Raw genomic sequence first — 26,379 nt, 5'->3', positions numbered from 1 at the left:
GGCGGCAGTTTATCTGCCGCTGGCGCCAGCGGCTTTCTCTCTGATAGCGCCAGCCCTTAGCCTAACCCATTGGCTGGCTCTCTTTGCCGACCCTCAACTTCCGCAGGCGTTACTGGCGACGCTGGTTTCCACAGGGCTGGCTGCCAGCGGCGCACTAATCATCGCGCTGCTGGCGATCCTCGCTTTATGGCCCGGTGCAGGCTGGGCGCGACTAAGCACCCGTCTTCCGTGGCTGCTGGCGATCCCGCATGTTGCCTTCGCCACCAGCGCGCTGTTGATTTTTGCCGAAGGCGGTAAAATCTGGCAATGGCTTCCGTTCCTCAGCCCACAGCCAGACCGTTACGGCATTGGGCTTGGCGTGACGCTGGCGGTGAAAGAGAGCGCTTTTTTGTTATGGATCCTCTCGGCTCTACTGAGTGAAAAACACCTTTCGCAGCAGGTTATCGTGCTGGATTCGCTGGGTTACAGCCGACTGCAATGCCTGAACTGGCTGGTACTGCCCGCTATCGGCCCGGCATTAGGCAAAGCTATGCTGGCGATTGTTGCCTGGTCACTCTCCGTTGTGGATGTGGCAATCGTTCTTGGCCCCGGAAATCCGCCAACGCTTGCCGTGTTGAGCTGGCAATGGCTCAGTCAGGGCGATGCCGGGCAGCAGGCTAAAGGCGCGCTCGCCAGCCTGTTGCTGGTGCTGTTGCTCTTCATCATCGCGCTGGCAGGGTATCTGTTATGGCGCGCCTGGCGCCACACCATTCCTGCGGCAACCGGTGAACGCCTGCGTTTTCCATCCTGTACAATCGAACGTTCATTAGTACAACTTTTGCCCCTTAACGGTGTGCTATGCGCACTGGTTCTGGCGCTGCTCGCCAACTATTCATCGCTAAATAGCGAGGCGCTTGGCAATAGTCTGCAACTGGGACTCGTCTCCAGCCTGCTGGCGCTATTGATACTTTTTGCCTGGCTGGAATGGGGTCCAAAAACCGGGCACCGCTGGGTCTGGCTACCGCTTATTTTGCCTGCGCTACCGCTGGTAACCGGACAATATCTGCTGGCGTTATATGCCGGACAGGATGGACTGATGACGACCATTATCTGGGGCCACCTGCTGTGGGTGATGCCCTGGATGCTATTTGTGCTTAAACCGGCCTGGCAGCGCATTGACCCGCGATTAATTTTGATTGCACAAACGCTGGGCTGGTCGCGGGGGCGGATATTCTGGCTGGTGAAATGCCCGCAGCAGGTGCGCCCGGCATTGATTGCCTTCGCGGTTGGCTTCTCGGTCAGTATCGCCCAGTATATGCCGACGCTGTGGCTAGGTGCCGGACGCTATCCCACGCTGACCACCGAAGCGGTGGCATTAAGCAGCGGCGGTAGCAGCGAGATTCTGGCAACACAAGCGTTGTGGCAGCTTCTTCTACCACTGCTCGTTTTCGCACTCGCAGCCTTTCTCGCCGCGTGGATTGGCCGCTTTCGACAAGGACTCCGCTAATGCTCATTGTGCAAAACGTTTCGTTGTACCAGGGTGCGACTGCGCTGCTGAAGAACGTTACCTTTCAGGTTGATAAAAGTGACATTGTCACGATTATGGGTTCTTCCGGCAGCGGAAAGTCTTCGTTGTTTTCGTGGATGATCGGGGCGTTGTCGCCTCAGTTTCAGGCATCAGGCGAGCTGTGGCTCAACGAACGACGCGTTGACGCGCTGCCTACGGCGCAGCGCCAGATTGGCATTCTGTTCCAGGATGCGTTGTTGTTTGACCATTTCAGCGTTGGGCAGAATTTACTGCTGGCCCTACCTGCCAGCCTACAAGGTCCCGCCAGAAGCCATGCGGTGGAAAGTGCTCTCGCACGCGCTGACCTGGCCGGTTTTTATTCGCGCGATCCGGCGTCGCTCTCCGGCGGACAACGCTCGCGTGTCGCCCTGCTCCGCGCGCTACTGGCGCAGCCCCAGGCACTGTTACTTGATGAACCCTTTAGTCGGCTGGATGCGTCGCTACGCGACACCTTTCGCCAATGGGTCTTCACCGAGGTGCGTAAGCTAGGGATCCCGGTGGTACAGGTGACCCATGACGCGCAGGACGTACCGCCTGCAGGCCGCGTACTTCAGATGGAAAACTGGGCGTGAATGTGGCGATATGCTGCGTTAACGCAAGGTTTTTACTTAACCGGCGGCACAGAATGTCGTCCTCTTTTTTTCAACGTCGGGCTATTCGATGAAACGTGTTTCTCAAATGACCGCGCTGGCACTGGCTTTAGGGCTCGCTTGCGCTTCTTCCTGGGCTGCTGAAACAGCACAGACGCTCACCCTCGACCAGTTACAGCAAAAGCAAGGCGCGGCGATCGATACCCGTCAGAGCGCTTTTTACAACGGCTGGCCGCAGTCGCTTAATGGTCCTTCAGGACACGAACCTTCCGCACTGAACCTGTCTGCCGCCTGGCTCGACAAGATGAATGATGAACAACTCAACGCCTGGGTTCAGTCACATCAGTTGAAAACTGATGCGCCAGTAGCGCTGTATGGTAGCGATAACGACATACAGGCTGTCAAAGCCCGCCTGCAAAAAGTGGGCTTTAACCATATCTCCACCCTCAGCGATGCGCTTACGGACCCTGCCCGCCTGCAACGTCTGCCGCACTTCGAACAGCTGGTGTACCCGCAGTGGCTGCACGACCTGCAGCAGGGTAAAAACGTAACTGCTAAACCGGCGGGCGACTGGAAAGTGATTGAGGCCGCCTGGGGCGCGCCGAAGTTGTATCTGCTGAGCCACATCCCTGGTGCGGGCTACATTGATACCAACGAAGTCGAAAGCGAACCGCTGTGGAACAAAGTGTCCGACGAACAGCTCAAAACGATGCTGGCGAAGCACGGTATCCGCCATGACACCACGGTGATTTTATACGGCCGCGATGTCTATGCCGCTGCGCGCGTGGCGCAAATTATGCTGTACGCCGGCGTGAAAGATGTTCGTCTGCTCGACGGCGGTTGGCAAACCTGGTCCGACGCGGGCTTACCGGTCGAACGCGGCACTCCGCCATCGGTGAAACCAGAACCAGATTTCGGCGTGACCATTCCTGCCCAGCCGCAGTTGATGCTCGATATGGAACAGGCTCGCGGTCTGCTGCATCGCCAGGATGCGTCTTTGGTGAGCATTCGTTCATGGCCAGAATTTGTCGGTACCACCAGCGGCTATAGCTACATTAAGCCAAAAGGTGAGATTGCAGGCGCACGTTGGGGCCACGCGGGCAGTGATTCCACCCACATGGAAGATTTCCATAATCCGGATGGCACCATGCGCAGCGCGGATGACATCGCCGCCATGTGGAAGCAATGGAATATCCTGCCGAATCAACAGGTCTCTTTCTATTGCGGTACCGGCTGGCGCGCTTCAGAAACGTTTATGTATGCCCGCGCGATGGGCTGGAAAAACGTCTCCGTTTACGACGGCGGCTGGTATGAGTGGAGCAGCAATCCAAAAAACCCGGTCTCCAGCGGTGAACGGGGTCCGGACAGCAGCAAGTAATCTCTGATTATGCCTGACGCTGAACCGCTTTTAGCGTCAGGTATCCGCTCCAGATCCGGGTAAACGTCGTCATCCAGCACAGCGCGCCAAAAACCCACGCCATCACGGCAAAATATTCCGGGAACAGACACCCAAACACAAACAGCAAAATCGTCTCAGTACCTTCGGTCAGTCCCCCCAGATAATAAAACGATTTATGCGCGTAGCCCGGGTTATCAATTTGATGTTTCGCCGCCAACGCGGCAAAGGCCAGAAAACTGCTACCGGTCCCCATAAAGGCGAACAGCAACCAACCACCAGCCAGCGCGTTGACCGCCGGATCGGCGAGCATAAAACCGAATGGCACTAAGGCGTAAAACAGAAAATCGAGCGAGATATCAAGAAATCCGCCTGCATCGGTTAGCCCTCTGCGCCGCGCCAGCGCCCCATCCAGCCCATCAAAAAGCCGATTGAGCACAATGGCCGCCAGCGCCGCCAGATACCAGCCTAACGCCAGAAATGGCAAGGCCAACACGCCAATGGCAAAACCGACCAGCGTAAGCCCGTCCGGGGTAATCGCAGGCTTATCAATAATGCCCACGCAGCGATGCAAAAGCGGTTTTAATCGCGGATGAATATGACGATCAAGCATGCGGGCGTCCTTTGAAGGTGTCGCACAGTCCCTGCGAAGGAATATCGAGAGCGGCATTAAAACGCGCCGAGAGATTTTGAAACGCAATCAGCGCGGTCATTTCAGTAATGGCGTCATCGGTAAACTGCTGCTTCATCTGCGCTTTCAGCGCAGCGTCAACCTGTGGCGGCGTGGCGGTCACCGCATCGGCATAGGCCAGCGCTACGCGCTCTTCTGCGCTAAATAGCGCCGATTCTTGCCAGTTGGCAACCTGTAAGACTTTATCCAGCGCGCCACAGCGTTCAGCCAGGCGTAAACTGTTGGCATCAACGCAAAAAGCGCAGTGGCACACCTGAGATACGCGGGTCATCAACAGCGCGCGCATCACCGGCGTTAAACGCGCCTTTTTACGCTCCAGAAATCCGACAAACAGCGCTACCAGCCAAAACAGAAACGGCATCCGCCCCCACCAGCGCGTAGGATGCAATACATCGCCATAATGTTTTTTCTGCGTAGCAACGAGCGGTTTTAAACTTGAAGGGATGCGCGTTAACGGTTTTACCCACGACTGAGGATCGTTCAACGGTTGCTCCTGAATACTTTAGATAAAACAAAGATAACGATAGTATGTCATTTTCTGTCGTTAGATCTTGATGAATATAATGAAAACCCTCGACGTGGTCGCCGCTATTATTGAACGTGATGGCAAAATTTTACTGGCTCAGCGTCCGCAGCATGCGGATCAGTCAGGCATGTGGGAGTTTGCCGGCGGTAAGGTTGAGCTGGGCGAAAGTCAGCCAGATGCGCTGGCCCGAGAACTGCGTGAAGAGTTGGGCATTGAGGCAGTCGTGGGGCGCTACATTGCCAGCCATCAACGCGAGGTTTCGGGCCGACTGATTCACTTACATGCCTGGCATGTACCGTCATATCAGGGAGAACTGAAGGCGTATGAGCATCAGGATATCGTCTGGTGTTCACCCGAAGAGGCGCTGCGTTATCCGCTGGCACCTGCCGATATCCCGTTGTTAGAAGCGTTTATCCTTTCACGCGCCGCCAGACCAGCGGATTTGTGCTGATCGTTTTATCATCACGCTGGCACTGCAACAGAACGCCATCGGCTTTAATCACCGCCCCTTCTGAATAGTTTTGATCCTGATAAATGCAGCACTGATTACATGGCTGTGCGCGCTGGCCGCTGGAACTAAACACTTCCGGCGGCACATTCACTTGCACATCCGGACGATAAAGCTGATTTGCCAGTACCCCGTTGGATAACATCACCAACGCACCTGCCATGATTAAACGGCGCATATTCTTTCCTTTTTAACTGACATCTATGCTCAGTATAACGGTATAAACCGGCAGAAACTTTAGCCTCTTCGATCATCGTTTTTGGTTATGACCCACGACGCAATATTAATTTACTTAGCGGGATTAATTTTTTCTTGCGTCTCGTCACAGTGCTGGTGGTATAGTCAAAAACTGCAAAACACTTAACACAAATATCAAAAATATAACCATATCAATACATAAGAGGTTCTTATATCTATGGATCAGACATGTTCTCTGGAGTCATTTCTTAACCATGTGCAAAAGCGCGACCCGAATCAGACCGAGTTCGCGCAAGCCGTTCGTGAGGTAATGACCACGCTGTGGCCCTTCCTCGAGCAAAACCCGCGTTATCGCCAGATGTCATTGCTGGAACGTCTGGTTGAACCGGAGCGCGTGATCCAGTTCCGCGTAGTCTGGCTTGACGACCGCAATCAGGTGCAGGTCAACCGCGCATGGCGCGTGCAGTTTAGCTCTGCCATTGGCCCATACAAAGGCGGTATGCGTTTCCATCCGTCCGTGAACCTGTCGATCCTGAAATTCCTCGGCTTCGAGCAGACGTTTAAAAATGCCCTCACCACGCTACCAATGGGCGGGGGTAAAGGCGGGAGCGATTTCGATCCGAAAGGGAAAAGCGAAGGCGAAATCATGCGTTTCTGCCAGGCGCTGATGACCGAACTGTTCCGCCATTTAGGTCCCGATACCGACGTTCCGGCGGGCGATATCGGCGTGGGCGGCCGTGAAGTCGGCTTTATGGCCGGGATGATGAAAAAACTCTCCAACAACAGCGCCTGCGTCTTTACTGGTAAAGGTCTCTCTTTCGGCGGCAGCCTGATTCGCCCGGAAGCCACCGGCTACGGTCTGGTGTATTTCACCGAAGCGATGCTCAAACGCCATGGTCTGGGCTTTGAAGGCATGCGCGTAGCGGTTTCTGGCTCCGGTAACGTGGCGCAATTCGCCATTGAGAAAGCCATGGAGTTTGGCGCGCGGGTGGTTACCGCCTCCGATTCCAGCGGTACCGTAGTTGACGAAAGTGGATTTACCAAAGAAAAACTGGCGCGTCTGTGCGCAATCAAAGACAGCCGTGACGGTCGTGTAGCAGATTATGCCCGTGAGTTTGGCCTGACCTACCTGGAAGGCAAACAACCGTGGTCAGTTCCGGTCGATATCGCCCTGCCGTGTGCCACGCAGAACGAACTCGATGTGGAAGCCGCGCAAATGCTGATCGCCAACGGCGTCAAGGCCGTGGCTGAAGGCGCGAACATGCCGACCACCATCGAAGCCACCGACCTGTTCCTCGAAGCTGGCGTACTGTTTGCGCCAGGTAAAGCCGCCAACGCCGGTGGCGTCGCCACATCCGGTCTGGAAATGGCGCAGAACGCCGCACGTCTGGGCTGGAAAGCGGAGAAAGTGGATGCGCGCCTGCACCACATCATGCTGGATATTCACCATGCCTGCGTTGAATACGGCGGCGAAAGCAAGCAGACCAACTACGTACGTGGCGCCAACATCGCAGGCTTCGTAAAGGTTGCCGACGCGATGCTGGGCCAGGGTGTGATTTAATATCGTCTCTATAGACCCGTAGGCCGGATAAAGCACGGGTGCCGCATCCGGCTAAGCCTGATGGCGCTACGCTTACCAGGCCTACAGACTTACAGGCCCGCATCTTCGGATGGCGGGCTTTTTTTCGCCGGACGTTTACGCGGCGCACTCTTTTTCTTATCGCCACCACTACCGCCAGGTGCAGCAATTCCACGAAAGCGTCGTACCGGTGTGCTGCGCGCCTGATCGATAAGCTGATACAGCGTTCCCACCAGCGGTTGCATGAAATCCTGATAACGACACTGCTTTTCACTGATTTGGGTCAGGACAGATTCCCAGTGCGCGGTCATATCCGGACGCGTCGCCATTTCAGGCAGTGAGTGAAATAGCGCTTTTCCGGCATCGGTGGAATGGATATAACGCCCTTTTTTCACCAGGAACCCGCGCTTAAACAGCAGTTCGATAATTCCGGCGCGCGTCGCTTCCGTACCTAAACCATCTGTTGCGCGCAGGATCTTTTTCAGATCTTTATCCTGCACGAATCGCGCAATCCCGGTCATCGCTGACAGCAGCGTGGCATCGGTAAAGTGACGTGGTGGTTGAGTCTGACGTTCAACCACTTCGCCTTTTTCGCACAGCAGTTCGTCATCTTTTGCCACCACCGGCAGCGGCGTCCCGTCATTATCTTCGTCGCGCTCTTTATTGCCGAGCAGCGTGCGCCATCCGGCTTCCGCCAGAAAACGCGCTTTAGCGACAAACTTGCCTTTGGCAATATCCAGCTCAATAACGCACTTCCTGAATACCGCATCTGCGCAAAATTGCATCAGATACTGACGGGCAATCAGGTTGTAAATTTTCGCTTCGTTGTCATTCAGATTGATGGACGAACTGCGGGCGGTAGGAATGATGGCGTGGTGCGCATCCACTTTTTTGTCGTCCCAACAGCGATTTCGCGTATCGGGATTGACCGCCGGTTGCGGGAGCAGATCCGGTGCATGGACGCTAATCGCGTTCAACACCGCATGACGTCCGGCAAAGTGCTCTTCCGGCAGATAACGGCTATCCGAACGCGGATAGGTAATCAACTTATGGGTTTCATACAACTTCTGGCAGATATCCAGAACGTTTTGCGCACTTAAACCGAAGCGCTTCGCCGCTTCAATCTGCAACGCCGACAGCGAAAAAGGCAGCGGCGCGGATTCTGATTCCCGTTTATCGTTATAGCTGGTGACTATCGCCGGCTGACCGTTAATGCGGTTTACCACGTGTTCAGCCAGCGTGCGATTCAGCAAGCGCCCTTCTTCATCCTGATACGGCTCACACGCTTCGCTCGGCTGCCAGATAGCGGTAAACCGCTCATCGGCGGGCGTTACGATATGCGCTTTCACTTCGAAGAAGTCTTTGGCGACGAAGTTCTCAATCTCTTCATCGCGACGCACAACCAGCCCAAGCACCGGCGTTTGTACGCGCCCGACCGAAAGTACGCCCTGATAGCCCGCGTTACGTCCAAGAATGGTGTAAGCGCGCGTCATATTGATACCGTACAACCAGTCCGCACGCGCTCGCGCCAGCGCCGAGACGCACAGCGGGATAAACTCACTGTTGGCGCGCAGACGCTCAATAGCCCGCTCCACGGCCTGCGGGTTGAGGTCGTTAATCAGGCAACGTTGCACCTGTTGGCGCTTTTCAGGCGCCAGTTGCAGGTAATCCAGCACTTCATCCACCAGCAGTTGCCCTTCACGATCGGGGTCACCGGCGTGAATAACTTCGCTGGCCTCATGCAAAAAGCGCTTAATGACGTTAAGTTGTTTGGTCACCGAGGGGCGCGGTTGCAGTTGCCACTTTTCCGGGACAATCGGCAGATCGACCAGACTCCAGCGAGCATAACGACTGTCGTAGGCGTCTGGTTGCGCCTGCTCAAGCAAGTGACCAATACACCAGGTCACCACTTGTCCATTTCCGCATTCAATAAAGCCGTCACCTTTGCGATGCGGCTTGGGTAGCACATCGGCGATGGCGCGCGCCAGACTCGGTTTTTCGGCAATAAACAACCGCATCGGGTTAACGGATCTCAACCATGGCGCGACCGCCACGAGCTTCCACTAACTCACCAATCGCGGTGAGGTCGATGCCAAACTGCGCCGCTGCGGCTTTCACTTCGGCTTCAGCTTCCGGCGTTACCGCCAGCAGCAGACCGCCGGAGGTTTGCGGATCGCAGAGCAGATCGCGTACCGACTGCGGCATTTCACCCATCAGGTGTCCGTAGCTGGCAAAGTTACGTTGGGTACCGCCGGGTACTGCACCCTGCGCGATGTATTCTTCAACGCCAGGCAGCTTAGGAATATCCTGGTAGATAATTTGCGCCTGAACGCCTGCGCCCTGACACATTTCACTCAGATGCCCCAGCAGACCAAAACCGGTAACGTCGGTCATGGCTTTCACGCCGTCGATATCGGCGAATGCCGCACCGGCAATGTTCATCCGACACATCACTTCTGTCGCCAGTCCTTTGTGTTCGTCCTTCAGCAGCGATTTTTTCTCTGCTGTCGTCAGAACGCCAATCCCCAGAGGCTTGGTCAGGAATAACTTACACCCTGCCTCTGCGGTGCTGTTTTTCTTCACGCGTTCGGTCGGCACAACGCCGGTTACCGCAAGGCCAAAGATAGGCTCAGGGGCATCAATAGAGTGACCACCCGCCAGCGCGATACCCGCCTGACGGCAGGCAAAACGTCCACCTTCGGTGACTTCGCGGGCGATTTCCGGCGCCAGCTTATCCAGCGGCCAGCCCAGAATAGCAATTGCCATAATCGGTTTGCCGCCCATAGCGAAAATATCGCTGATGGCGTTAGTCGCGGCAATACGCCCAAAATCAAACGGATTATCGACAATCGGCATAAAGAAATCGGTGGTGCTGATAACGCTGGTGCCGTTCCCCAGATCGTATACCGCCGCGTCGTCGCGAGTTTCATTACCCACCAGTAAGTTCGGATCAACAAACTTCGCCTGCTCACTGTGCAGGATGGTTTCCAGTACTTTGGGGGAAATCTTACAACCGCAACCGGCTCCGTGGCTGTATTGCGTTAAACGAATAGCGTGCTCGCTCATGGACATCTCCTGTCATTGCAATCCGGATATGGTAGCGCTCATTCCATGATGTGGTAAGAGTGACTGTCTGAATTCGGGTGTCTTTGCTCAGAATCCAGACAGTTTTGCCGTTGATATCAGAAATAACGGACGAATGCGCTCGGATCGGCAAGGTTGATCGTCGTGGATGCTTTTAGCTGCGGTGTGCCCAAATAGAGGAAACCGACGATTTTATCTTGCGGGCGACAGTCGAATGCTTCACGAACGACCGCACTTTCGGTTAATGCACCACTGCGCCAGATACCGCCAAAGCCCTGGGCAATTGCGGCCATCTGCATCGCCATTACTGCACAACCGGCAGACATTTCTTGTTCCCACAGCGGAACCTTGTCGCTTTCTTCACATTTCGCCACCACGGTAATAATCAGCGGCGCGCGAAACGGTGCGCTGCGCGCTTTTTCCTGAGCTTTCTCATCGCTACCTGCGGCGATTGCGCCTTTTTCAAGCACGGCACTAAAGCGTTCGCGTCCTTCACCTTCAATCACAAAAAATTGCCACGGTTGTAGCGACTTGTGGTCCGGTGCGCGCATTCCCGCCCGCAGAATGTTTTGCAGTTGCTCTCCGGCCGGGGCCGGTTCGACAAGACGAGAAGCGCTACGACGGGTGATAAGTAATTCGAGTGCATCCATTTGCTTAACTCCAACAATGATATTTGTTCACAAAATTAACACGTGGGCGGATTTTGTTACAGCACAGGCGGCGATTCCTGCTGACAAGTGCCTGCCGGGTCATTACGATAGCCTCATCTTAACGCCTTTCTCCGGAATTTCGGGTGGCGTGTTGTTAATCGGTAGGGAGAATACATGCGAACCCTGTGGCGATTTATTGCCGGATTTTTTAAATGGACATGGCGATTACTCAATTTCGTCCGTGAATTTGTGCTTAACCTGTTCTTCATCTTTTTGGTGCTGGTTGGCGTGGGTATCTGGATGCAGGTCAGTAGCAGCAGTACCAGCGAACATGCTGAGCGAGGCGCACTGTTGCTGGATATCTCGGGGGTGATTGTCGATAAGCCATCGAGCACCAGTCGCTTAAGCGTTATTGGTCGTCAACTGTTTGGCGCCAGTTCCGATCGCCTGCAGGAAAACTCCCTGTTCGATATCGTGAATACTATTCGCCAGGCAAAAGATGATCGCAACATCACCGGCATCGTGATGGATCTGAAAAATTTTGCCGGGGCCGACCAGCCTTCCATGCAGTATATCGGTAAAGCGCTGCGGGAATTCCGCGACAGCGGCAAACCGGTCTTTGCCGTAGGCGATAACTTCAGCCAGGGGCAGTACTACCTCGCCAGTTTCGCCAATAAAATTTATCTTTCTCCACAGGGTTCCGTTGATCTGCACGGCTTTGCCACTAACGGTCTGTACTACAAATCCCTGCTCGACAAGCTGAAAGTTTCCACGCACGTGTTCCGCGTCGGTACCTATAAGTCTGCCGTAGAACCGTTTATCCGCGATGATATGTCTCCTGCCGCGCGTGAAGCCGACAGCCGCTGGATAGGCGAGCTGTGGCAGAACTATCTCGACACGGTCGCCGCCAACCGCCAAATCCCTGCGCAGCAGGTGTTCCCGGGCGCACAGGCCATGCTGGACGGTTTGACGAAAGTCGATGGTGATACCGCGAAATATGCGCTCGACAACAAACTGGTGGATGCACTGGCCTCCAGCGCCGAAGTCGAAAAAATGCTGACCAAACAGTTTGGCTGGAGTAAAGCGGATAAAAACTACCGCTCTGTCAGCTACTACGATTACACGCTGAAAACCCCGGCAGATACCGGCGACAGCATTGGCGTTATCTTCGCCAATGGCGCGATTATGGACGGTGAAGAAACCCCTGGGAATGTGGGCGGCGACACCACTGCCGCACAGATCCGCGAAGCGCGTCTTGATCCGAAAGTGAAAGCCATTGTTCTGCGCGTTAACAGCCCTGGCGGCAGCGTCAGCGCCTCGGAAGTAATCCGTTCTGAGCTGGCAGCGGCAAAAGCGGCGGGCAAACCGGTTGTCGTTTCCATGGGTGGCATGGCGGCCTCTGGTGGGTACTGGATCTCTACGCCTGCCAGCTACATCGTGGCAAACCCCAGCACCCTGACCGGCTCCATCGGCATCTTTGGTGTTATCAACACGGTAGAAAACAGCCTGGATTCAATTGGCGTGCATACTGACGGTGTTGCAACGTCCCCACTGGCGGATATCTCCATCACCAAAGCGTTACCGCCGGAAGTGCAGCAGATGATGCAACTGAGCATTGAGAACGGCTACAAACGCTTTATCACGCTGGTTGCGGATGCGCGTAAGACAACGCCTGAGCAGATTGACAAAATCGCGCAGGGCCACGTCTGGACCGGTCAGGATGCGAAAGCCAACGGTCTGGTAGACAGCCTCGGTGATTTTGACGACGCCGTCGCGAAAGCGGCTGAGCTTGGCAAACTGAAACAGTGGCACATTGAGTATTATCAGGACGAACCAACATTCGTTGATATGGTGATGGACAGCATGTCTGGCTCCGTTCGTGCCATGCTGCCTGACGCCATTCAGGCTATGCTCCCGCCACCGCTGGCCTCTGCGGCCAGTGCAGTAAAAGCCGAAAGCGATAAGCTGGCCGCATTCAACGATCCGCAAAACCGCTATGCGTTTTGCCTGACCTGCGCCAACGTTCGCTAACTATTGACCCCTCTTCGGGATGAAGAGGGGTTTTCTTTGAGACAGAAGAAAAGTCATGCAGAAAAAATCAATTTACGTTGCCTATACCGGCGGTACCATTGGTATGCAGCGCTCAGAACAGGGTTATATTCCCGTTTCCGGTCACCTGCAGCGCCAGCTGGCATTGATGCCAGAATTCCACCGTCCGGAGATGCCAGACTTCACCATCCACGAATATGCCCCGCTGATGGATTCCTCCGATATGACGCCGGAAGACTGGCAGCATATTGCGGAAGACATTAAAGCGCACTACGACGATTACGATGGTTTTGTCATTCTGCACGGCACCGATACCATGGCGTTTACGGCTTCGGCGCTCTCTTTTATGCTGGAGAATCTGGGCAAGCCGGTCATTGTGACAGGGTCACAAATCCCATTAGCAGAGCTACGTTCTGACGGACAAATCAATTTGCTGAATGCGTTGTACGTTGCAGCAAATTACCCGATCAATGAAGTTACCCTGTTTTTCAACAATCGATTGTTTCGCGGCAACCGGACCACTAAAGCGCATGCTGATGGTTTTGACGCGTTTGCCTCACCCAACCTTGCACCGCTGCTGGAAGCGGGGATCCACATTCGTCGGCTGGGAACACCGCCCGCACCTCACGGCACAGGTGAGTTGATTGTGCATCCTATCACTCCGCAACCGATTGGCGTGGTCACCATTTATCCTGGGATCTCCGCTGATGTAGTACGCAACTTCCTGCGCCAACCTGTAAAAGCATTAATTTTGCGCTCCTACGGCGTGGGGAATGCACCGCAGAATAAAGAGTTTCTGCAAGAACTTGAAGATGCGAGTTCGCGTGGCATTGTGGTGGTGAACCTGACCCAGTGCATGTCCGGCAAGGTAAATATGGGGGGCTACGCGACAGGCAATGCGCTGGCGCATGCTGGCGTGATTGGCGGCGCGGATATGACCGTCGAAGCCACACTCACCAAATTGCACTATTTGCTGAGTCAGGGACTGGATACGCAGACGATCCGTGAAGCGATGACGCAAAATCTGCGTGGTGAGCTCACGCCTGACGATTAAAGGAGTCTATGCCCATGGCCCGAGCCTTACTGTTGGTCGATTTACAAAATGACTTTTGTGCCGGTGGTGCCCTCGCGGTCCCACAAGGTGACAGCACAATCGATATTGCCAACCGTCTGATTGACTGGTGTGCCGTACGCGGTGACATGGTCGTTGCCAGCCTGGACTGGCACCCGGCTAATCACGGCAGCTTTGCCAGCCAGCATCAGGTTGCCCCCTACAGCCAGGGACAACTCGATGGCCTGGCGCAAACCTTCTGGCCCGATCATTGCGTACAGCACAGTGAAGGAGCAAGCCTACATCCACTGCTGAAACAGCGGGCGATATCTCAAACCTTTACCAAGGGCGAGAACCCGCTGGTCGACAGTTACAGTGCGTTTTTTGATAACGGTCGTCGCCAGGCTACTGCACTGAATGCGTGGCTTCAGCAACATCATGTTACCGACCTCATCATTATGGGACTGGCAACTGATTATTGCGTCAAATTTACCGTTCTGGATGCGCTCGATTTGGGTTATACCGTCAGCGTTATTACCGATGGCTGCCGTGGCGTCAATATTCACCCCCAGGACAGTGCAAACGCCTTTATGGACATGGCGGCGGCGGGCGCAACGCTGTATACGTTGGACGACTGGCTGGAAACCCAGCGCTAATTGATGCCGACAGGATCTCCCCTGTCGGCACGTTATCTCAGGCCAGCGTTGAAATCTCTTCCAGCGAAACTTTGCGTGTTTCGATGCCAAAGCAAAAAAGAATCAGGGCGCACAGCACCAGCATTATGCCTAGCACGATAAAGACCGTAATCGAGCCGTAGCGGGTCAACAAGATAGCGACGCCATAGGGCGTAAATACTGCGACAATTCTTCCCACGGCATTCACAAAGCCCGATCCCCGCAATCTAAGGTGTGTGGGCCACAGTTCGGGGACATATACCGCAGAGGCAAAGCACACATACATATACAAAAAAAAGATCATCACCAACCCGTAGCTCAAAATAGCCCACTCTTCGGTTTGAATCGAATAGAAATAGCCGAGCAGCGCGATAATAATCAACAAGAATGAACCAAACAATCGTCGTGGAAAACGGTCGATAATCAGTGTGGCAATAAATATCCCAACGGGTGCGCCAATCATAATTATCGCGGTCATAAAAATAGATTTCGTCACATCGATTCCCGAATTAACAAAAATCGTCGGGATCCATACCGTAATGGTATAGAGCGAAATATTCATCGCAATAAGCACAGTGATTGCCACCAGCGTACAACGCAGCATCGGTCCTTTGAACAAGAGCCAAAATGAATCACTTTCCGTGCTTATATCCGCCGTCAGGCAATCGCTATGACAGGAAGGTAAAGTAATGTTTTTTTCTTTCTCAATTTGCAGTTCCACCTGTAGAAGATGTTTTTCAGCTTCGTTTCTCTGTCCTTTGCCAGCCAACCAACGAGGAGATTCAATATAGTACTTTCCCGACAGATACCATGCTAAGAGCATTGCCATGCCACCGAGTAAAAACATCATCCGCCAGCTTAGAAAGGCGATAATCACAACGCCAATTGCCGCCGACAGCATCGGCGACCAGTTGCCGACAAACGACAGGCGAGCAGACCACTTCCCACGCACCCCGGGCGGAATAAATTCAGTAAATGAGGCATAGCCCACCATAATTAGCGCTCCCATTCCGCTCCCCATCAGGAAGCGGAAAAAGATAAGCCAGTACATGTTAGGCACAAACGTTGCCGCACAGGCAGAGACCCCGACGATCAGCAAATTGAAGCGAAACGCCTTGCGTCGGCCAAGATAATCACCAATAAAGCCACCGGTTAGTGAGCCAATAAAATAGCCAAACATCAGAGCCGAGGTAAACACGGCGTTGAGGTAATTATTTGACCAACCGGTACTGACTAATTTTGCCAATACCACATTCCCGGAATAGCTGAGAAAACCGGTGACTAATAGACTAAAACTGATAATGCCGAAAATACGAAAATGAAATCGAGATAAAGGTAAGCGATCTAATCTTGCACCGATAGGGTCACATTGTTCCATCTGGATGCCTCAAATTAAGCTAAATAGAAAGTATGGCGATCGCGGCAGAATAAAATTCGCCGCGCCATCCATCATCATTAGGTTCTTATGGCATTGCCCAGGTGCAAACTAAAATAATATCGACACGCCCTACGTTAAAATTAATATACGAGTTGAATATTATTCTCTTTGCAAAATGCAATCCACTCTGCACCCGGTGCCTTATTGGTTATAAGGTAATTAATATGGCTAAAGTCCACGAGCTGGACGAACGCTTTACGATCGAACTTCGAATGATCAACTAACAGAGCTACTTCGGTCGCCTGGCGGATCATCGTCTTTTTGATTTCAGCTTCCGCTTCGTTAGAATCAAGCGCCCCGCTCTGCATATCCAGACCTTTGCAGCTCATCACCAGGATATCAACATGATAGCGGCTGATAATCTCCTTGGTGATCCTTCCCTGAAGCGACAGCGTATTTTTATTTAATTCACCGCCAGTAGAAACAACGTTAATCTCTGACTGTGCCAGCTCATGAAAAGCTTCGGCCGAGTTGGTCAGGAGCGTCAGATCGTTTCTTTCCTTCAACAGTTTTAATAATTCCATCGCGGTACTGCTGGAGTCGGCAGCCATGGTGGTCTTATTTTTAATAAACGGTAATGCATTACGGGCAATGATCTGCTTTTCTTCAAAAAAAGATTTTGCACGCTTATAAAAATGGATATTGTCGGACAACGCGGTGGTATTGAGCACTGCACCGCCATATGTTCGGGTCAAAAAACCTTCATCTTCCAGTTTTTCCAGATCGCGGCGAATCGTTTCTTCAGTCACCTGAAAGATCGAACTTAAATTAGATACCGCTACTTTCTTATCATTCGCCACCATTTGCTTAATGGCCTGAATCCTGTCTTTTGCCGCCACGATGACACCTCTGTTTCCTGCAAAGTAATAATAAGACCCAAGTATCTCACAGGCTATGTTTATTTTCAAAAGAACATATCTGAATCACAGATTTTAATACTATTTTACACAGAAACAGAGGTAACTCCCATTTGGCTTATTTTGTATCCAACGCCTCAGCCATTCGCCTCATCAATGAAGAATCATCATCGGTTAGGGAAATCGTTAACGCCTGAACATTATCACGAACCTGTTCAGGCGCGGTTGCGCCGCTCAGCAAGGTGATTAAATTGCTTTGCTTCAAAATCCACGCCAGTGCCAACGCGGGGATTGTGCAGCGGTATTTTTCGCACAACGGCCCCCATTGCTCAAGCATGTCAATCACCCGTAGCATATTGTCCCGTTGGAACCAGACTTTGTTGGCCCGCGCGCCGCCCGGGACATAATCTCTGGCGATAGTACCGGTCAGCAGACCCTGCTCGAGCGGTGAATAGACCTGCACCACGATGCCATGCTGCTGGCATAACGGCAGTAGTTCAGCTTCCAGTGCCCGGTCAAGGATGCTGTACTTGGCCTGGATGATATCCAGCTCACCGTGTTTGAGATACTCCCTGATATGTTCCGCATCGACGTTCGCCGCACCGATAGAACGAATTTTCCCCTCTTTCTTGAGTGCGTTTAGTGCATCGACGGTTTCTGCAATCGGCGTAAAACAGGGTTCCACCGACTGCCAGTGGGTCATGTAGATATCAATGCTTTCAATACCCAGTCTTTGCAGGCTGGCATCCACCTCTTCGCGAATCGACTCGGGCGTGAGATTTTTATACAACTGCCGGTCGCCCACTTTGTTAAACAAACTTCCTGTTCGTTCCCAGACGATGCCGCATTTGGTTTCAACAACGATATCGTTACGCGGTAGCTTTTTCAGTGCCTGTCCGACAATCACTTCACTGTTGCCAAAGTTGTAGCCTGGCGCGGTATCAATCAGATTAATACCGCAGCGATGCGCCTCAACAATGGTATCAATACATACCTGCAGATCGAGATCGCCGTTCCACGCCGGACCGCCGCCAATCGCCCAGGTGCCTAATCCCATGCGGGAAAGCGTAATATCCGTACTGCCTAAAGGAATCATTTTCATCTGCCGCTATTATCCTTCATATTCATCGAGAAGTTGTTCAACCAGCTTTCTGTTCTTCACACCCGTCGTGGCCCCTACGCTCAAAACCGATATGGCTGCCGTTGCATTAGCAAACAGCGCGCACTCACGCAGGGTTTTGCCTTCAAGCAGCGCTGAAATAAATCCCGAGGCGAAATTGTCTCCCGCGCCGATAGTGTCGATGGCGGTAATTCCCGAAACGGCTGGAACTTCGATTTTCATATCGACACGCTTGATAAAGCAGCCTCTCTTGCCGGTCTTAATCACGACGGTTTTCACTCCACAGTTCAGGAAACTGTCGGCAATGTCATCAAGCGTCTCTTTCCCGGTGAGCAGTTTTGCCTCTTCAAAATTGGGAAACAGATAATCCACGTAGCTCAGCGCTTCACGGATATCGTCCAGCGTTTCATTCAGTCGTGGTTTAATCATATCCGCGCAGATAATTAACCGATGCGCTTTTGCCTGAGTGAAAATGGCCGTCAGTGCATCGCCGTCCAGTAACGGGCTATTAAAAATACTCGCCAGCGACAGCAGCTTTGCTTGAGAGAAACGGTCAAAATCAACATCGCTGATATTCAGCTTCCACAGGCTGCCGTTACGGTTAGTCACAAAAGTACGCTCGCCATCGGCGGTGACTAATCCCACGTTAATAGATGTATCAATTGCGGCATCCTGCTTCAGGCTCTGAATATCTATATTCTCCCGACGACAGTGGTCGAGAATAAAATGACCTGCTGCATCAGCCCCAACCCGGCTCATTAACGCTGTACGATGACCGAGACGAGAAATAATTGTCGCTTCGTTAATTGCGTCACCGCCGGTTGTCATCGCTATTCGTTCTAACGGATAAGAGTCAACATCAAAGATATTTTTACTCACAGGCTGTAAAGGAATATCAACAATAGCAGCCCCTATACAAATAACCTCGATATTATCCATGTTGTCATTCCGCTTTACCGTCAGAACCAAACAATTTAATTTTCTCCAGTGCGCGCGCTTTTACCGCTTTGCGAACTTCACGTTCAACGTGCAGGAAGGGCTGATTCTGGTTCTCCTGCACTGCCACCATCGCAGCCTGGCACAGTTCGGTGTGAATGTTGATTTTAGAGATACCTAATGAAATGGCTTTTTTGATATCCGCATCGCTAATGCCGGACGCGCCGTGCAGCACCAGTGGAACGGATACGGCTTCGCGCACGCGTTTAACCACGTCGAAATTCAGTTTAGGCTCTGAGGTATAGACGCCGTGCTGGTTACCAATCGCCACCGCCAGCGAATCGCAGCCGGTACGCTCGACAAATTCCGCCGCCTGGTTCGGATCGGTATAGTGATAACCCGCCAGTGCCTCTTCGTACACCGTTTCATTGCCCACATGGCCCAGTTCCGCTTCGACCGGTACACCCAGTGGATGGAAAAAATCCACGGCCTCTTTTGTCAGACGAATATTCTCTTCGAAATCAAAGGCAGAGGCATCACGCATCAGCGAATTCATGCCATGAGTCCAGGCGTTATGGATAATCTCCATGCTGCGGCCGTGATCCCAGTGGGTAATAACTGGAACCGAGGCCTTTTTAGCCATTGAAACCATCATGTGCGAAAAATCTTCGAACGAGGTATTCCCCACAAAACCAGTACCGAAGGAGATAATCACCGGCGATTTCGACTCTTCCGCCGCATCAATCACCCCCATTAGCATTTCTGCATTCCACACGTTAAAGTGAGCAATCGCATAATGTTTATTTTGGGCATCATTTTCCCAATATTTAATATCTGCCAGCATAGTTATTTCTCCCTTTGCGATAAATTAATGATTTACTTTAATTACGCCTTTAATAATTTCGCTTTTGTTATTAACGGATTCATCAAACGCGCGCTGAACATCTGCATAATCGTAAATATGCGTCACCATCGATTTCACATCGAACCGACCGGAGGATATGGCTTCAATAGTAACCGGATAGCGGTTGGCGTAACGGAAAACGGTCTGAATAGACACTTCACGGTTAATTTTGAGGAAATTAATTGCGGAATCACCAGGTACTGTACCGACGATCATTATTTTCCCGCCACGCATCACCAGATACGGCGCCTGCTTAACGGTGATGGTTGAACCGGCGGTTTCAAAAACAATATCGGCCCCCATATCTCCGGAGAACTGCTGGCAGCGGGCAACGGTGTCCTCTTTCGCCCCGTTGATCACGGTCGTCGCGCCAAGCTGCTCGGCCATAGCCAGACGTTTGTCCAGCACATCAACCACCGCGATCTCGGTTGCTCCCAAACATTTACACGCTTGCAGAGTCATTAAACCAATACACCCCGCCCCGAGAATGACGATTTTTTTGCCCGGTTTAACGTCCGCCAGCATTGCGGCATGCATCCCTACCGCCGCGGGCTCTACCAGCGCGCCTTCCATGGTGTCCATATTATTGGGTAACTTGTAAGTGAAGCTCTCCGGATGGCACAGATAGTGGGTTAGCGCACCGCGGTAGTTGGGCTGCGTAGCCATAAAATCGACGTCCGGGCAGATGTTGTATTTCCCTTCCAGGCAGTAGCGGCAGTGACCACACGGTACACCGGGTTCAATATTCACCCGATCACCCGGTTTAAATTTGGTTACACGGTTCCCTACCGCCACCACCGTACCGGCGCATTCATGCCCCAGACCAATTTCCTGATGAGGATCTTTCGGCGGAATAAAAGGACCTGATTCAAATCCATGAACATCTGAACCGCAAATGCCAACGTATTCCACTTTGATCAGCACTTCATGCTCATTGGGCACCGGAATATCGGCGGCGATGATTTTCATCGTGCCCGGCGTTTTTAATATCGCTTTCGAGTTTTTCATTTTATTTCCCGTCAATATTATTTGCTGGTAACTGCATCAATCCCGAGACTTTCGACAGAGATGCCTTTGGTTTCAATTCCGATGGTAGCAATAGCAATGGCGACAATAATGGAGACCGCACCTAGCAGTACAAACACCCCTGTCACGCCGTAACTATTAAGTAATACTGCGACTGCATAAGGTGCGGCGATACCACTGACACGCCCGACCGCGTTGGCCAGTCCCGAACCGCGAAGTTTCGCTTCGGTTGGCCATATTTCCGGAACATAGACAGCGGAGGCATAACAAACATACATATAAACAAAGGTAATCAGGAAAAAACCGATTAATGTAATTAACAGCATACTGGTTTGCAGCGAATAGATATAACCCAGTACAGCAATTAACACTAATAACCCCACTCCCATTGTTTTTCTCGGAATTTTATCCATGACCAGCATGGCGATAAAAATCCCAAACGGCGCACCGAACATGCTCATGGTATTTAAGACAATGGAGTCTTTCAGATTAATACCCTGAGTCATAAATATTGTCGGTAGCCAGTTAATTAAGGTGTACTGAACGACGTTCATGGCAATCAGAACAAAAGAACCCAAAATAACCCGCTTCAGCAATACACCTGTTAATAAGGCGGAGTACGGTACAGAACGCGGTTGTTTGCCATCATCCTTTATCACGACTGGCGGCAGTGGCTTACCGGTCTGTCGAATGACACCTTCTTCAATTGCCCGCATCACCTTTTCGGCTTCCTGGTAGCGCCCGCGAGACTCCAGCCAGCGAGGCGACTCAGGGAAACTGCGCCAGGCAATAACAGTAGCTATGAGCGACAGCACCGCAGGAATCAACAACTGTACGCGCCAGTTCCATTCCGCGCTGATAAGTGGCGTCAGCCCCATCGCGATCAGTGAACAGAGCGGGTAAGACCAGTTGCCGATAAACGAGACCCGACTCGACCATGTACCACGATTTCTGCCAGGCATATATTCGGTAAACCCGGCAAATAAGGTGACCAGCAGCGCGCCTAATCCAACTCCCATTACAAAACGGCAGGCGATCAGAAAGGTCATATTGGGTGAAAACGCACCCACGATCATAGAAATAATATGAATCGCTTCGTACAGAATAAATGCGTTTTTACGCCCGATTTTATCGCCAATAATTCCCCCGCCGAGCGCACCGAGAAACATTCCAGCCGTCGTAATGGCAGAGAACGTGGCGGTGGTGGAATTATCAGTCCAGCCAAGTTCTTTTAACTGCGCGAGAATTAATCCGCCGACGGCATTACTCCAGCAAACCAGTAATCCGAAGGCAACCATGGCAAACATTGACGTATGCCAGCGACAGTCAGGCAGCCTGTCCAACCTCGCGCCGCAGTGCGGTTTTGCTATTTGTTCCATCCGGGAACCTTCCTTTAATAAATGGAGTTATTCATCAAAGTCGTAGGTCATGATGACCTTAATCGCAGTCTTATCGACCATCGCGTCAAAACCTTCTCGCCATTGCGATAAGCCGATACGGTGAGTGATCATCGGTTTGACTTTTATCGCACCGCTAGCGAGCAGGCGAATAGCATTGCGCCAGGAAGTGGAATCGTAGGCCATATGACCAATGATGCTTTTATTCCACGCAGTGATGTCGTTAATAGAAAAATCGAGAGGTTTGAAGCCCATCCCCACGCGGACAACTTCACCGTTAGGACGCAGCATTTCGATAGATTGTTTCAGGGCAATATTGGCACCGGAACATTCGATGACCAGTCCCAGATTATCTTTCCCGCAGATCTCCTGACAACGTGCAACCACATCTTCGGTCGAACCGTTGACGACAGCCGTGGCCCCCATTTCTTTGGCTATCGGGAAACGCACTGCGACATCGTCTTCCAGCCCGACCATCACGATATTAACGGCCCCCATAATGCGCGCCATTTGTACCGAAAAAAGTCCCAGCGGGCCGGTACCAAAAACCACCACATCCTGACCCGGAAGAAATTTGGATTGCTGAGCGATAGATTTGTAGGCATTGCAGATGGGGTCGAGTACAGCCGCCTCTTCATAATCAACGCCTGTTGGGATTTCCCACAGCGCATGACGGTGAATTTTGAGGATCTCCCCAGGAACCAGACAATATTTCGAAAACCCACCTCCCCAGGTATTGTTATCCAGACCTAAATTCACTTTTTCTGTACAACAAAGAAAATCACCTTGTTCGCAAGCCGGACAAACGCCACAGACATGTCCACTATTGTCAGAAACCACCCGCTGGCCGACTTTCCAGTCCTTAACTTTGTCGCCAACCTGCACAATTTGGCCGGCAAATTCGTGACCACGAATCGAATTGAACTGGTCGGATCCACTGTCGACATTGTAGTGTTTCATGTCCGCGCCGCAGATAGCCGCCGCTTTGATTTCAATCACTACGTCATCCGGGCCGCATACCGGTTCCGGGACATCAATCATTTTGTAGCCGCCAAAGGCCTTGCCAAATCTTGCCAGTGCTTTCATTGAATTTTCCTTTGTGTTTAGTTTTGCATCACCTGGCATCATACTTATCCATATAATTTTTGAGGTCAACAAAAAATCTTTAAAACACAGATTATGATCTGCATTTCACAACTTAGATCACAAATAAGTGCCAGATTGAATCGAAAGCCAACGGCACATCGCAGCCGCTTGGCTAAAATGCCGTGAACCCCTTCGCATTTTTTCTGTTATGAAACTGTTAACCTGCAAGTGCTGTTTTTTTCGCCACGCCATTTCCGTGGCGTGTTTGCTTGTTTAAATGTCAAAGAGGAACACCGATGAAACTTTTGCCTTTGTTGGCAGCATTACCCCTGCTCTGCGCGAGCGTTGTTTCCGCCAGTTCGCTGATGTCTGTTGGCTACTTCAATGGCGGTGGTGATGTCACCGCGGGTCCTGGTGGCGATATCAATAAACTGGATGTTCGCCAGATAACCCATCTCAACTATTCATTTGGCCTTGTCTATAACAATGAAAAAGACGAGACCAATGACGCCTTAAAAGATGCCAGCAAGCTCCATCAAATTTGGCTTTCACAGAAAGTGCAGGATGATTTGCTGATAATTCCACAGCTGCGTAAACAGAATCCGAACCTGAAAGTTCTGCTTTCCGTCGGCGGCTGGGGCGCACGCGGATTCTCTGGGGCTGCAGCAACGAAAGAATCGCGCGCGGTGTTTATTCAGTCTGCGCAGGAGATAATTGCGAAATATGGACTGGATGGCATCGACCTTGACTGGGAATATCCGGTCAACGGCGCCTGGGGACTGGTTGAAAGCCAGCCAGCCGACCGCGCGAACTTTACCGCGCTGTTAACAGAGCTGCGTGCCGCGTTGGGTCATAAAAAACTGCTAACCATCGCCGTGGGTGCGAATGCGGAAAGTCCGAAAAGCTGGGTGGATGTGAAAGCCATTGCGCCATCGCTCGATTACATCAACCTGATGACCTATGACATGGCCTACGGTACTCAGTATTTCAACTCGAATCTGTACGATTCGACACAATGGCCAACGGTCGCCGCAGCGGATAGGTACAGCGCCAATTTTGTCGTCGACAACTACCTTGCTGCCGGTCTAAAAGCGAGTCAAATGAACCTGGGCATCGGTTTTTATGGACGCGTACCAAAACGCGCCGTTGAGCCAGGTATTGACTGGAGCAAACCTGACGCGCAGAAAAATCCTGTTACCCAGCCCTATTTCGAGCCTGCGCAAATTGAGTTGTTCAAATCACTGGGCGTCGATCTGAGTAAAGATACCTATGTGAAGTACAACGATATTGTGGCGAAGTTGATCAACGATCCGCAGAAGCGCTTTAGCCAGCATTGGGATGATGAAGCAAAAGTGCCGTGGCTATCGGTGCAGTCTGCAGATGGAAAAGCACTTTTTGCCCTCTCTTATGAAAACCCGCGCTCGGTAGCGATCAAGGCTGACTACATCAAGAGCAAGGGACTGGGAGGCGCCATGTTCTGGGAATACGGTGCAGATGACCAAAACCAGTTGGCGAAGCAGTTAGCCGATTCGCTAGGCATCAAACACTGATCCCAACGCCTGACACAATAGGTTATGATTAGCCCATTCTGCTGCGCCAGCCTTTGGCGCAGCTCTTCATTTTCTACTGGAGGCATGCGCTTTTATGGCTTTTATCCCTAAAAATTACGCCCGTCTGGAAGTCGGATACCGGGAAAAGGCGTTAAAGCTCTTCCCCTGGGTTTGTGGACGTTGTTCCCGTGAGTTCGTGTATTCAAATTTGCGCGAGCTGACGGTACATCACATCGATCACGATCACTCCAATAACCCGGAAGACGGTAGCAACTGGGAGATGTTATGCCTGTACTGTCACGATCATGAGCATTCGAAATACACTGAGGTGGATCAGTATGGTTCCACTGTAGTGGCGGGGGAAGATGCGCAGAAAGACGTCGGCGAGGCGAAATACAATCCGTTTGCCGATCTGAAGGCGATGATGAACAAGAAATAACATCAACTGCGGGCCCGACACCGATGTTTGCCGGGCCAGGTTAATCAGGATTTAAACGTCGCAATCGGTTCGGGCGTAATCCCAAATTCCATTTTAAGCTGCTGCTTACTCTTCATCACCATCTCACCGTTGGTATCGATCGTCATATGCTGTGCATCAATATTGTTTCGCGCTTGCCATAACATCACCAGCTGTAAGCTGTTCTCTTTTTGTTCTGCCGTTAGCGCCACGCCATCCGGCCATTTTCCGAGTTCAACGGCAGTCGATAAGCGCTGATAAACTTCCGGCGTCATGCTGTTGATCATCTCATCAAGATTCATGTTAAATCCACTCTCCGTAGAATAATTTGCTGAATCGTTTCTTTAGCCCTTGGTTTGCTCGCCGTTTTCACCATCGGTGAAGTTCAAAGACGCTGAGTTAACGCAGTAACGTTCACCGGTAGGTTTCGGACCATCCGGAAAAACGTGTCCGAGGTGCGCATCACAGTTACCACAGCGAATTTCAATGCGCTGCATGCCATGTGAAGTATCTTTTATGTAACGGATAGCCTCTTCACTGACGGGCTCGTAAAAGCTGGGCCAGCCGCAGCCAGAGTCATATTTTGTCTCGGAACGAAATAGCGGTTTGTCGCAGATCAGACAGTGGTAGATGCCGTCACGCTTGTTATGCAGCAAACGCCCGGTAAATGGCGGTTCTGTCCCGTGATTCTGCGTCACGTAGAACTGCATTTCGGTTAAATTTTTTTTCAGTTCTTCTGGAGAAGGTTGATTAGCCATTTGCTCACATCTCACTTTATCTAAACTCACATTGCGAGACAGATTCTAACAAAACATTAACACCGGAGTGCGAACTTTTGTTCTAAACTTGATCCTTGCGAAATGGCAGCCTGCAATTCGTGATAAGAATCACGTTTTTATCTTAATTGCCCTTTAAAATTCGGGCCGCCGACCCCATGTGGTTTCAAGCCCAAAGGAAGAGTGAGGCGAGTCAGTTGCGCAAAGCTTAGGCAGCAGATTGATTTGTCGCAATGATTGACACGATTCCGCTTGACGCTGCGTAAGGTTTTTGTAATTTTACAGGCAAC

26 protein-coding genes are annotated in these 26,379 nt (G+C 51.9%); 10 read left to right on the top strand and 16 right to left on the bottom strand.

What is annotated here, in order from left to right:
• The 3 genes from FDX03_RS17500 to FDX03_RS17490 form a co-directional block, all read left to right on the top strand.
• A partial coding sequence (locus FDX03_RS17500; protein WP_137346388.1) for a thiamine ABC transporter permease occupies positions 1-1,486 on the top strand: 1,486 nt, incomplete at its 5' end.
• Positions 1,486-2,118 carry an ATP-binding cassette domain-containing protein gene (locus FDX03_RS17495; RefSeq protein ID WP_137346324.1) on the top strand — a complete coding sequence of 211 codons (633 nt, stop codon included), beginning with the start codon at positions 1,486-1,488 and terminating at the stop codon, positions 2,116-2,118. The genes FDX03_RS17500 and FDX03_RS17495, both read left to right, overlap by 1 nt.
• A gap of 88 nt (positions 2,119-2,206) precedes the next feature.
• Positions 2,207-3,514, top strand: coding sequence for a sulfurtransferase (locus FDX03_RS17490; protein WP_137346323.1), 1,308 nt, complete (start codon positions 2,207-2,209; stop codon positions 3,512-3,514).
• 7 nt (positions 3,515-3,521) lie between these two features.
• Here FDX03_RS17490 and FDX03_RS17485 read toward each other — a convergent pair whose 3' ends face one another.
• On the bottom strand, positions 3,522-4,145 hold the full coding sequence (locus tag FDX03_RS17485; protein WP_137346322.1) for a CDP-alcohol phosphatidyltransferase family protein: 624 nt from the start codon (positions 4,143-4,145) through the stop codon (positions 3,522-3,524).
• A complete protein-coding gene (locus FDX03_RS17480; RefSeq protein WP_137346321.1) occupies positions 4,138-4,707 on the bottom strand; it encodes a carboxymuconolactone decarboxylase family protein in 570 nt (189 codons plus the stop codon). Before FDX03_RS17480 ends, FDX03_RS17485 begins: the two co-directional genes overlap by 8 nt.
• A 79-nt stretch (positions 4,708-4,786) precedes the next feature.
• Here FDX03_RS17480 and FDX03_RS17475 point away from each other — a divergent pair, with 79 nt between their 5' ends.
• Complete coding sequence (locus FDX03_RS17475) at positions 4,787-5,200, top strand: pyrimidine (deoxy)nucleoside triphosphate diphosphatase (protein ID WP_115602151.1); 414 nt, start codon at positions 4,787-4,789, stop codon at positions 5,198-5,200.
• Here the strand turns inward: FDX03_RS17475 and FDX03_RS17470 are convergent.
• On the bottom strand, positions 5,160-5,435 hold the full coding sequence (locus FDX03_RS17470; protein ID WP_115602152.1) for a YnjH family protein: 276 nt from the start codon (positions 5,433-5,435) through the stop codon (positions 5,160-5,162). The two genes, FDX03_RS17475 and FDX03_RS17470, sit on opposite strands and share 41 nt — an antisense overlap.
• A gap of 237 nt (positions 5,436-5,672) precedes the next feature.
• Here FDX03_RS17470 and gdhA point away from each other — a divergent pair, with 237 nt between their 5' ends.
• Positions 5,673-7,016 carry an NADP-specific glutamate dehydrogenase gene (gene gdhA / locus FDX03_RS17465; protein ID WP_040233659.1) on the top strand — a complete coding sequence of 448 codons (1,344 nt, stop codon included), beginning with the start codon at positions 5,673-5,675 and terminating at the stop codon, positions 7,014-7,016.
• 89 nt (positions 7,017-7,105) lie between these two features.
• On the opposite strand, the gene topB is transcribed toward gdhA, so the two are convergent.
• The 3 genes from topB to FDX03_RS17450 form a co-directional block, all read right to left on the bottom strand.
• Complete coding sequence (topB, locus tag FDX03_RS17460; protein WP_137346387.1) at positions 7,106-9,052, bottom strand: DNA topoisomerase III; 1,947 nt, start codon at positions 9,050-9,052, stop codon at positions 7,106-7,108.
• 4 nt (positions 9,053-9,056) lie between these two features.
• On the bottom strand, positions 9,057-10,100 hold the full coding sequence (gene selD / locus FDX03_RS17455; protein WP_137346320.1) for a selenide, water dikinase SelD: 1,044 nt from the start codon (positions 10,098-10,100) through the stop codon (positions 9,057-9,059).
• A 116-nt stretch (positions 10,101-10,216) separates the two neighbouring features.
• Positions 10,217-10,768 (bottom strand): NAD(P)H nitroreductase, encoded by a 552-nt coding sequence (locus FDX03_RS17450; protein ID WP_061067766.1) that lies wholly within the window; start codon positions 10,766-10,768, stop codon positions 10,217-10,219.
• A 174-nt stretch (positions 10,769-10,942) separates the two neighbouring features.
• On the opposite strand from FDX03_RS17450, the gene sppA reads away from it, so the two are divergent.
• The 3 genes from sppA to pncA are packed head-to-tail and all read left to right on the top strand — an operon-like array spanning position 10,943 to position 14,524.
• On the top strand, positions 10,943-12,799 hold the full coding sequence (gene sppA / locus FDX03_RS17445) for a signal peptide peptidase SppA (RefSeq protein ID WP_137346319.1): 1,857 nt from the start codon (positions 10,943-10,945) through the stop codon (positions 12,797-12,799).
• Positions 12,800-12,854: 55 nt separating this feature from the next.
• A complete protein-coding gene (ansA, locus tag FDX03_RS17440; protein WP_105242168.1) occupies positions 12,855-13,871 on the top strand; it encodes an asparaginase in 1,017 nt (338 codons plus the stop codon).
• Positions 13,872-13,885: 14 nt separating this feature from the next.
• Complete coding sequence (gene pncA, locus FDX03_RS17435) at positions 13,886-14,524, top strand: bifunctional nicotinamidase/pyrazinamidase (RefSeq protein WP_137346318.1); 639 nt, start codon at positions 13,886-13,888, stop codon at positions 14,522-14,524.
• Between the two features lie 37 nt (positions 14,525-14,561).
• Here the strand turns inward: pncA and FDX03_RS17430 are convergent, their stop codons facing one another.
• The 8 genes from FDX03_RS17430 to FDX03_RS17395 all read right to left on the bottom strand — a co-directional run bounded on the left by FDX03_RS17430 (position 14,562) and on the right by FDX03_RS17395 (position 23,306).
• Positions 14,562-15,920 carry an MFS transporter gene (locus FDX03_RS17430; protein ID WP_048211910.1) on the bottom strand — a complete coding sequence of 453 codons (1,359 nt, stop codon included), beginning with the start codon at positions 15,918-15,920 and terminating at the stop codon, positions 14,562-14,564.
• Between the two features lie 140 nt (positions 15,921-16,060).
• The gene (locus tag FDX03_RS17425; RefSeq protein ID WP_048211911.1) at positions 16,061-16,819 is read right to left on the bottom strand and encodes a DeoR/GlpR family DNA-binding transcription regulator; all 759 of its coding nucleotides are present in this window, start codon (positions 16,817-16,819) and stop codon (positions 16,061-16,063) included.
• A gap of 136 nt (positions 16,820-16,955) precedes the next feature.
• Complete coding sequence (locus FDX03_RS17420; RefSeq protein ID WP_137346317.1) at positions 16,956-17,939, bottom strand: aldo/keto reductase; 984 nt, start codon at positions 17,937-17,939, stop codon at positions 16,956-16,958.
• Positions 17,940-17,948: 9 nt separating this feature from the next.
• Positions 17,949-18,896: a sugar kinase gene (locus tag FDX03_RS17415; protein WP_048211913.1), complete on the bottom strand. Its 948-nt coding sequence runs from the start codon at positions 18,894-18,896 to the stop codon at positions 17,949-17,951.
• Positions 18,897-18,900: 4 nt separating this feature from the next.
• Positions 18,901-19,737: a ketose-bisphosphate aldolase gene (locus FDX03_RS17410; protein ID WP_137346316.1), complete on the bottom strand. Its 837-nt coding sequence runs from the start codon at positions 19,735-19,737 to the stop codon at positions 18,901-18,903.
• A gap of 24 nt (positions 19,738-19,761) precedes the next feature.
• A complete protein-coding gene (locus FDX03_RS17405; RefSeq protein ID WP_137346315.1) occupies positions 19,762-20,805 on the bottom strand; it encodes an NAD(P)-dependent alcohol dehydrogenase in 1,044 nt (347 codons plus the stop codon).
• A 17-nt stretch (positions 20,806-20,822) separates the two neighbouring features.
• Positions 20,823-22,202 carry an MFS transporter gene (locus FDX03_RS17400; protein ID WP_115602160.1) on the bottom strand — a complete coding sequence of 460 codons (1,380 nt, stop codon included), beginning with the start codon at positions 22,200-22,202 and terminating at the stop codon, positions 20,823-20,825.
• Positions 22,203-22,229: 27 nt separating this feature from the next.
• Entirely contained in the window at positions 22,230-23,306 is a 1,077-nt protein-coding gene (locus FDX03_RS17395) for a zinc-binding dehydrogenase (RefSeq protein ID WP_137346314.1), read from the bottom strand.
• 296 nt (positions 23,307-23,602) lie between these two features.
• Between FDX03_RS17395 and FDX03_RS17390 the strand changes: the two genes are divergently transcribed.
• Together FDX03_RS17390 and yajD are read left to right on the top strand one after the other, a co-directional pair.
• Positions 23,603-24,856 (top strand): glycoside hydrolase family 18 protein, encoded by a 1,254-nt coding sequence (locus FDX03_RS17390; RefSeq protein WP_137346313.1) that lies wholly within the window; start codon positions 23,603-23,605, stop codon positions 24,854-24,856.
• Positions 24,857-24,950: 94 nt separating this feature from the next.
• Positions 24,951-25,295: an HNH nuclease YajD gene (gene yajD, locus FDX03_RS17385; RefSeq protein WP_003030690.1), complete on the top strand. Its 345-nt coding sequence runs from the start codon at positions 24,951-24,953 to the stop codon at positions 25,293-25,295.
• Positions 25,296-25,339: 44 nt separating this feature from the next.
• Here the strand turns inward: yajD and FDX03_RS17380 are convergent, their stop codons facing one another.
• Positions 25,340-25,615, bottom strand: a complete 276-nt coding sequence (locus FDX03_RS17380) for a YeaC family protein (protein WP_048211919.1) — start codon at positions 25,613-25,615, stop codon at positions 25,340-25,342.
• Between the two features lie 42 nt (positions 25,616-25,657).
• On the bottom strand, positions 25,658-26,071 hold the full coding sequence (gene msrB, locus FDX03_RS17375) for a peptide-methionine (R)-S-oxide reductase MsrB (RefSeq protein ID WP_061067757.1): 414 nt from the start codon (positions 26,069-26,071) through the stop codon (positions 25,658-25,660).
• Positions 26,072-26,379: the final 308 nt, after the last annotated feature.

It is taken from the genome of Citrobacter sp. wls827 (assembly GCF_005280875.1).
In the GTDB taxonomy this organism is placed as follows: domain Bacteria; phylum Pseudomonadota; class Gammaproteobacteria; order Enterobacterales; family Enterobacteriaceae; genus Citrobacter; species Citrobacter youngae.
Note: the sequence above shows the minus strand (reverse complement) of the source record. Positions and strands in the feature narration are given on the sequence as shown.

What these genes read in the sequence shown, in the direction of transcription:
- FDX03_RS17405 (WP_137346315.1), bottom strand. Translation starts at nt 20,805, where the DNA reads ATGAAAAACTCGAAAGCGATATTAAAAACGCCGGGCACGATGAAAATC.
- gdhA (WP_040233659.1), top strand. Translation starts at nt 5,673, where the DNA reads ATGGATCAGACATGTTCTCTGGAGTCATTTCTTAACCATGTGCAAAAG.
- FDX03_RS17390 (WP_137346313.1), top strand. Translation starts at nt 23,603, where the DNA reads ATGAAACTTTTGCCTTTGTTGGCAGCATTACCCCTGCTCTGCGCGAGC.
- FDX03_RS17420 (WP_137346317.1), bottom strand. Translation starts at nt 17,939, where the DNA reads ATGAAAATGATTCCTTTAGGCAGTACGGATATTACGCTTTCCCGCATG.
- FDX03_RS17490 (WP_137346323.1), top strand. Translation starts at nt 2,207, where the DNA reads ATGAAACGTGTTTCTCAAATGACCGCGCTGGCACTGGCTTTAGGGCTC.
- FDX03_RS17400 (WP_115602160.1), bottom strand. Translation starts at nt 22,202, where the DNA reads ATGGAACAAATAGCAAAACCGCACTGCGGCGCGAGGTTGGACAGGCTG.
- FDX03_RS17415 (WP_048211913.1), bottom strand. Translation starts at nt 18,896, where the DNA reads ATGGATAATATCGAGGTTATTTGTATAGGGGCTGCTATTGTTGATATT.
- selD (WP_137346320.1), bottom strand. Translation starts at nt 10,100, where the DNA reads ATGAGCGAGCACGCTATTCGTTTAACGCAATACAGCCACGGAGCCGGT.
- FDX03_RS17410 (WP_137346316.1), bottom strand. Translation starts at nt 19,737, where the DNA reads ATGCTGGCAGATATTAAATATTGGGAAAATGATGCCCAAAATAAACAT.
- topB (WP_137346387.1), bottom strand. Translation starts at nt 9,052, where the DNA reads ATGCGGTTGTTTATTGCCGAAAAACCGAGTCTGGCGCGCGCCATCGCC.
- FDX03_RS17450 (WP_061067766.1), bottom strand. Translation starts at nt 10,768, where the DNA reads ATGGATGCACTCGAATTACTTATCACCCGTCGTAGCGCTTCTCGTCTT.
- yajD (WP_003030690.1), top strand. Translation starts at nt 24,951, where the DNA reads ATGGCTTTTATCCCTAAAAATTACGCCCGTCTGGAAGTCGGATACCGG.
- sppA (WP_137346319.1), top strand. Translation starts at nt 10,943, where the DNA reads ATGCGAACCCTGTGGCGATTTATTGCCGGATTTTTTAAATGGACATGG.
- FDX03_RS17495 (WP_137346324.1), top strand. Translation starts at nt 1,486, where the DNA reads ATGCTCATTGTGCAAAACGTTTCGTTGTACCAGGGTGCGACTGCGCTG.
- FDX03_RS17380 (WP_048211919.1), bottom strand. Translation starts at nt 25,615, where the DNA reads ATGAATCTTGATGAGATGATCAACAGCATGACGCCGGAAGTTTATCAG.
- FDX03_RS17485 (WP_137346322.1), bottom strand. Translation starts at nt 4,145, where the DNA reads ATGCTTGATCGTCATATTCATCCGCGATTAAAACCGCTTTTGCATCGC.
- pncA (WP_137346318.1), top strand. Translation starts at nt 13,886, where the DNA reads ATGGCCCGAGCCTTACTGTTGGTCGATTTACAAAATGACTTTTGTGCC.
- msrB (WP_061067757.1), bottom strand. Translation starts at nt 26,071, where the DNA reads ATGGCTAATCAACCTTCTCCAGAAGAACTGAAAAAAAATTTAACCGAA.
- FDX03_RS17475 (WP_115602151.1), top strand. Translation starts at nt 4,787, where the DNA reads ATGAAAACCCTCGACGTGGTCGCCGCTATTATTGAACGTGATGGCAAA.
- FDX03_RS17470 (WP_115602152.1), bottom strand. Translation starts at nt 5,435, where the DNA reads ATGCGCCGTTTAATCATGGCAGGTGCGTTGGTGATGTTATCCAACGGG.
- FDX03_RS17430 (WP_048211910.1), bottom strand. Translation starts at nt 15,920, where the DNA reads ATGGAACAATGTGACCCTATCGGTGCAAGATTAGATCGCTTACCTTTA.
- ansA (WP_105242168.1), top strand. Translation starts at nt 12,855, where the DNA reads ATGCAGAAAAAATCAATTTACGTTGCCTATACCGGCGGTACCATTGGT.
- FDX03_RS17395 (WP_137346314.1), bottom strand. Translation starts at nt 23,306, where the DNA reads ATGAAAGCACTGGCAAGATTTGGCAAGGCCTTTGGCGGCTACAAAATG.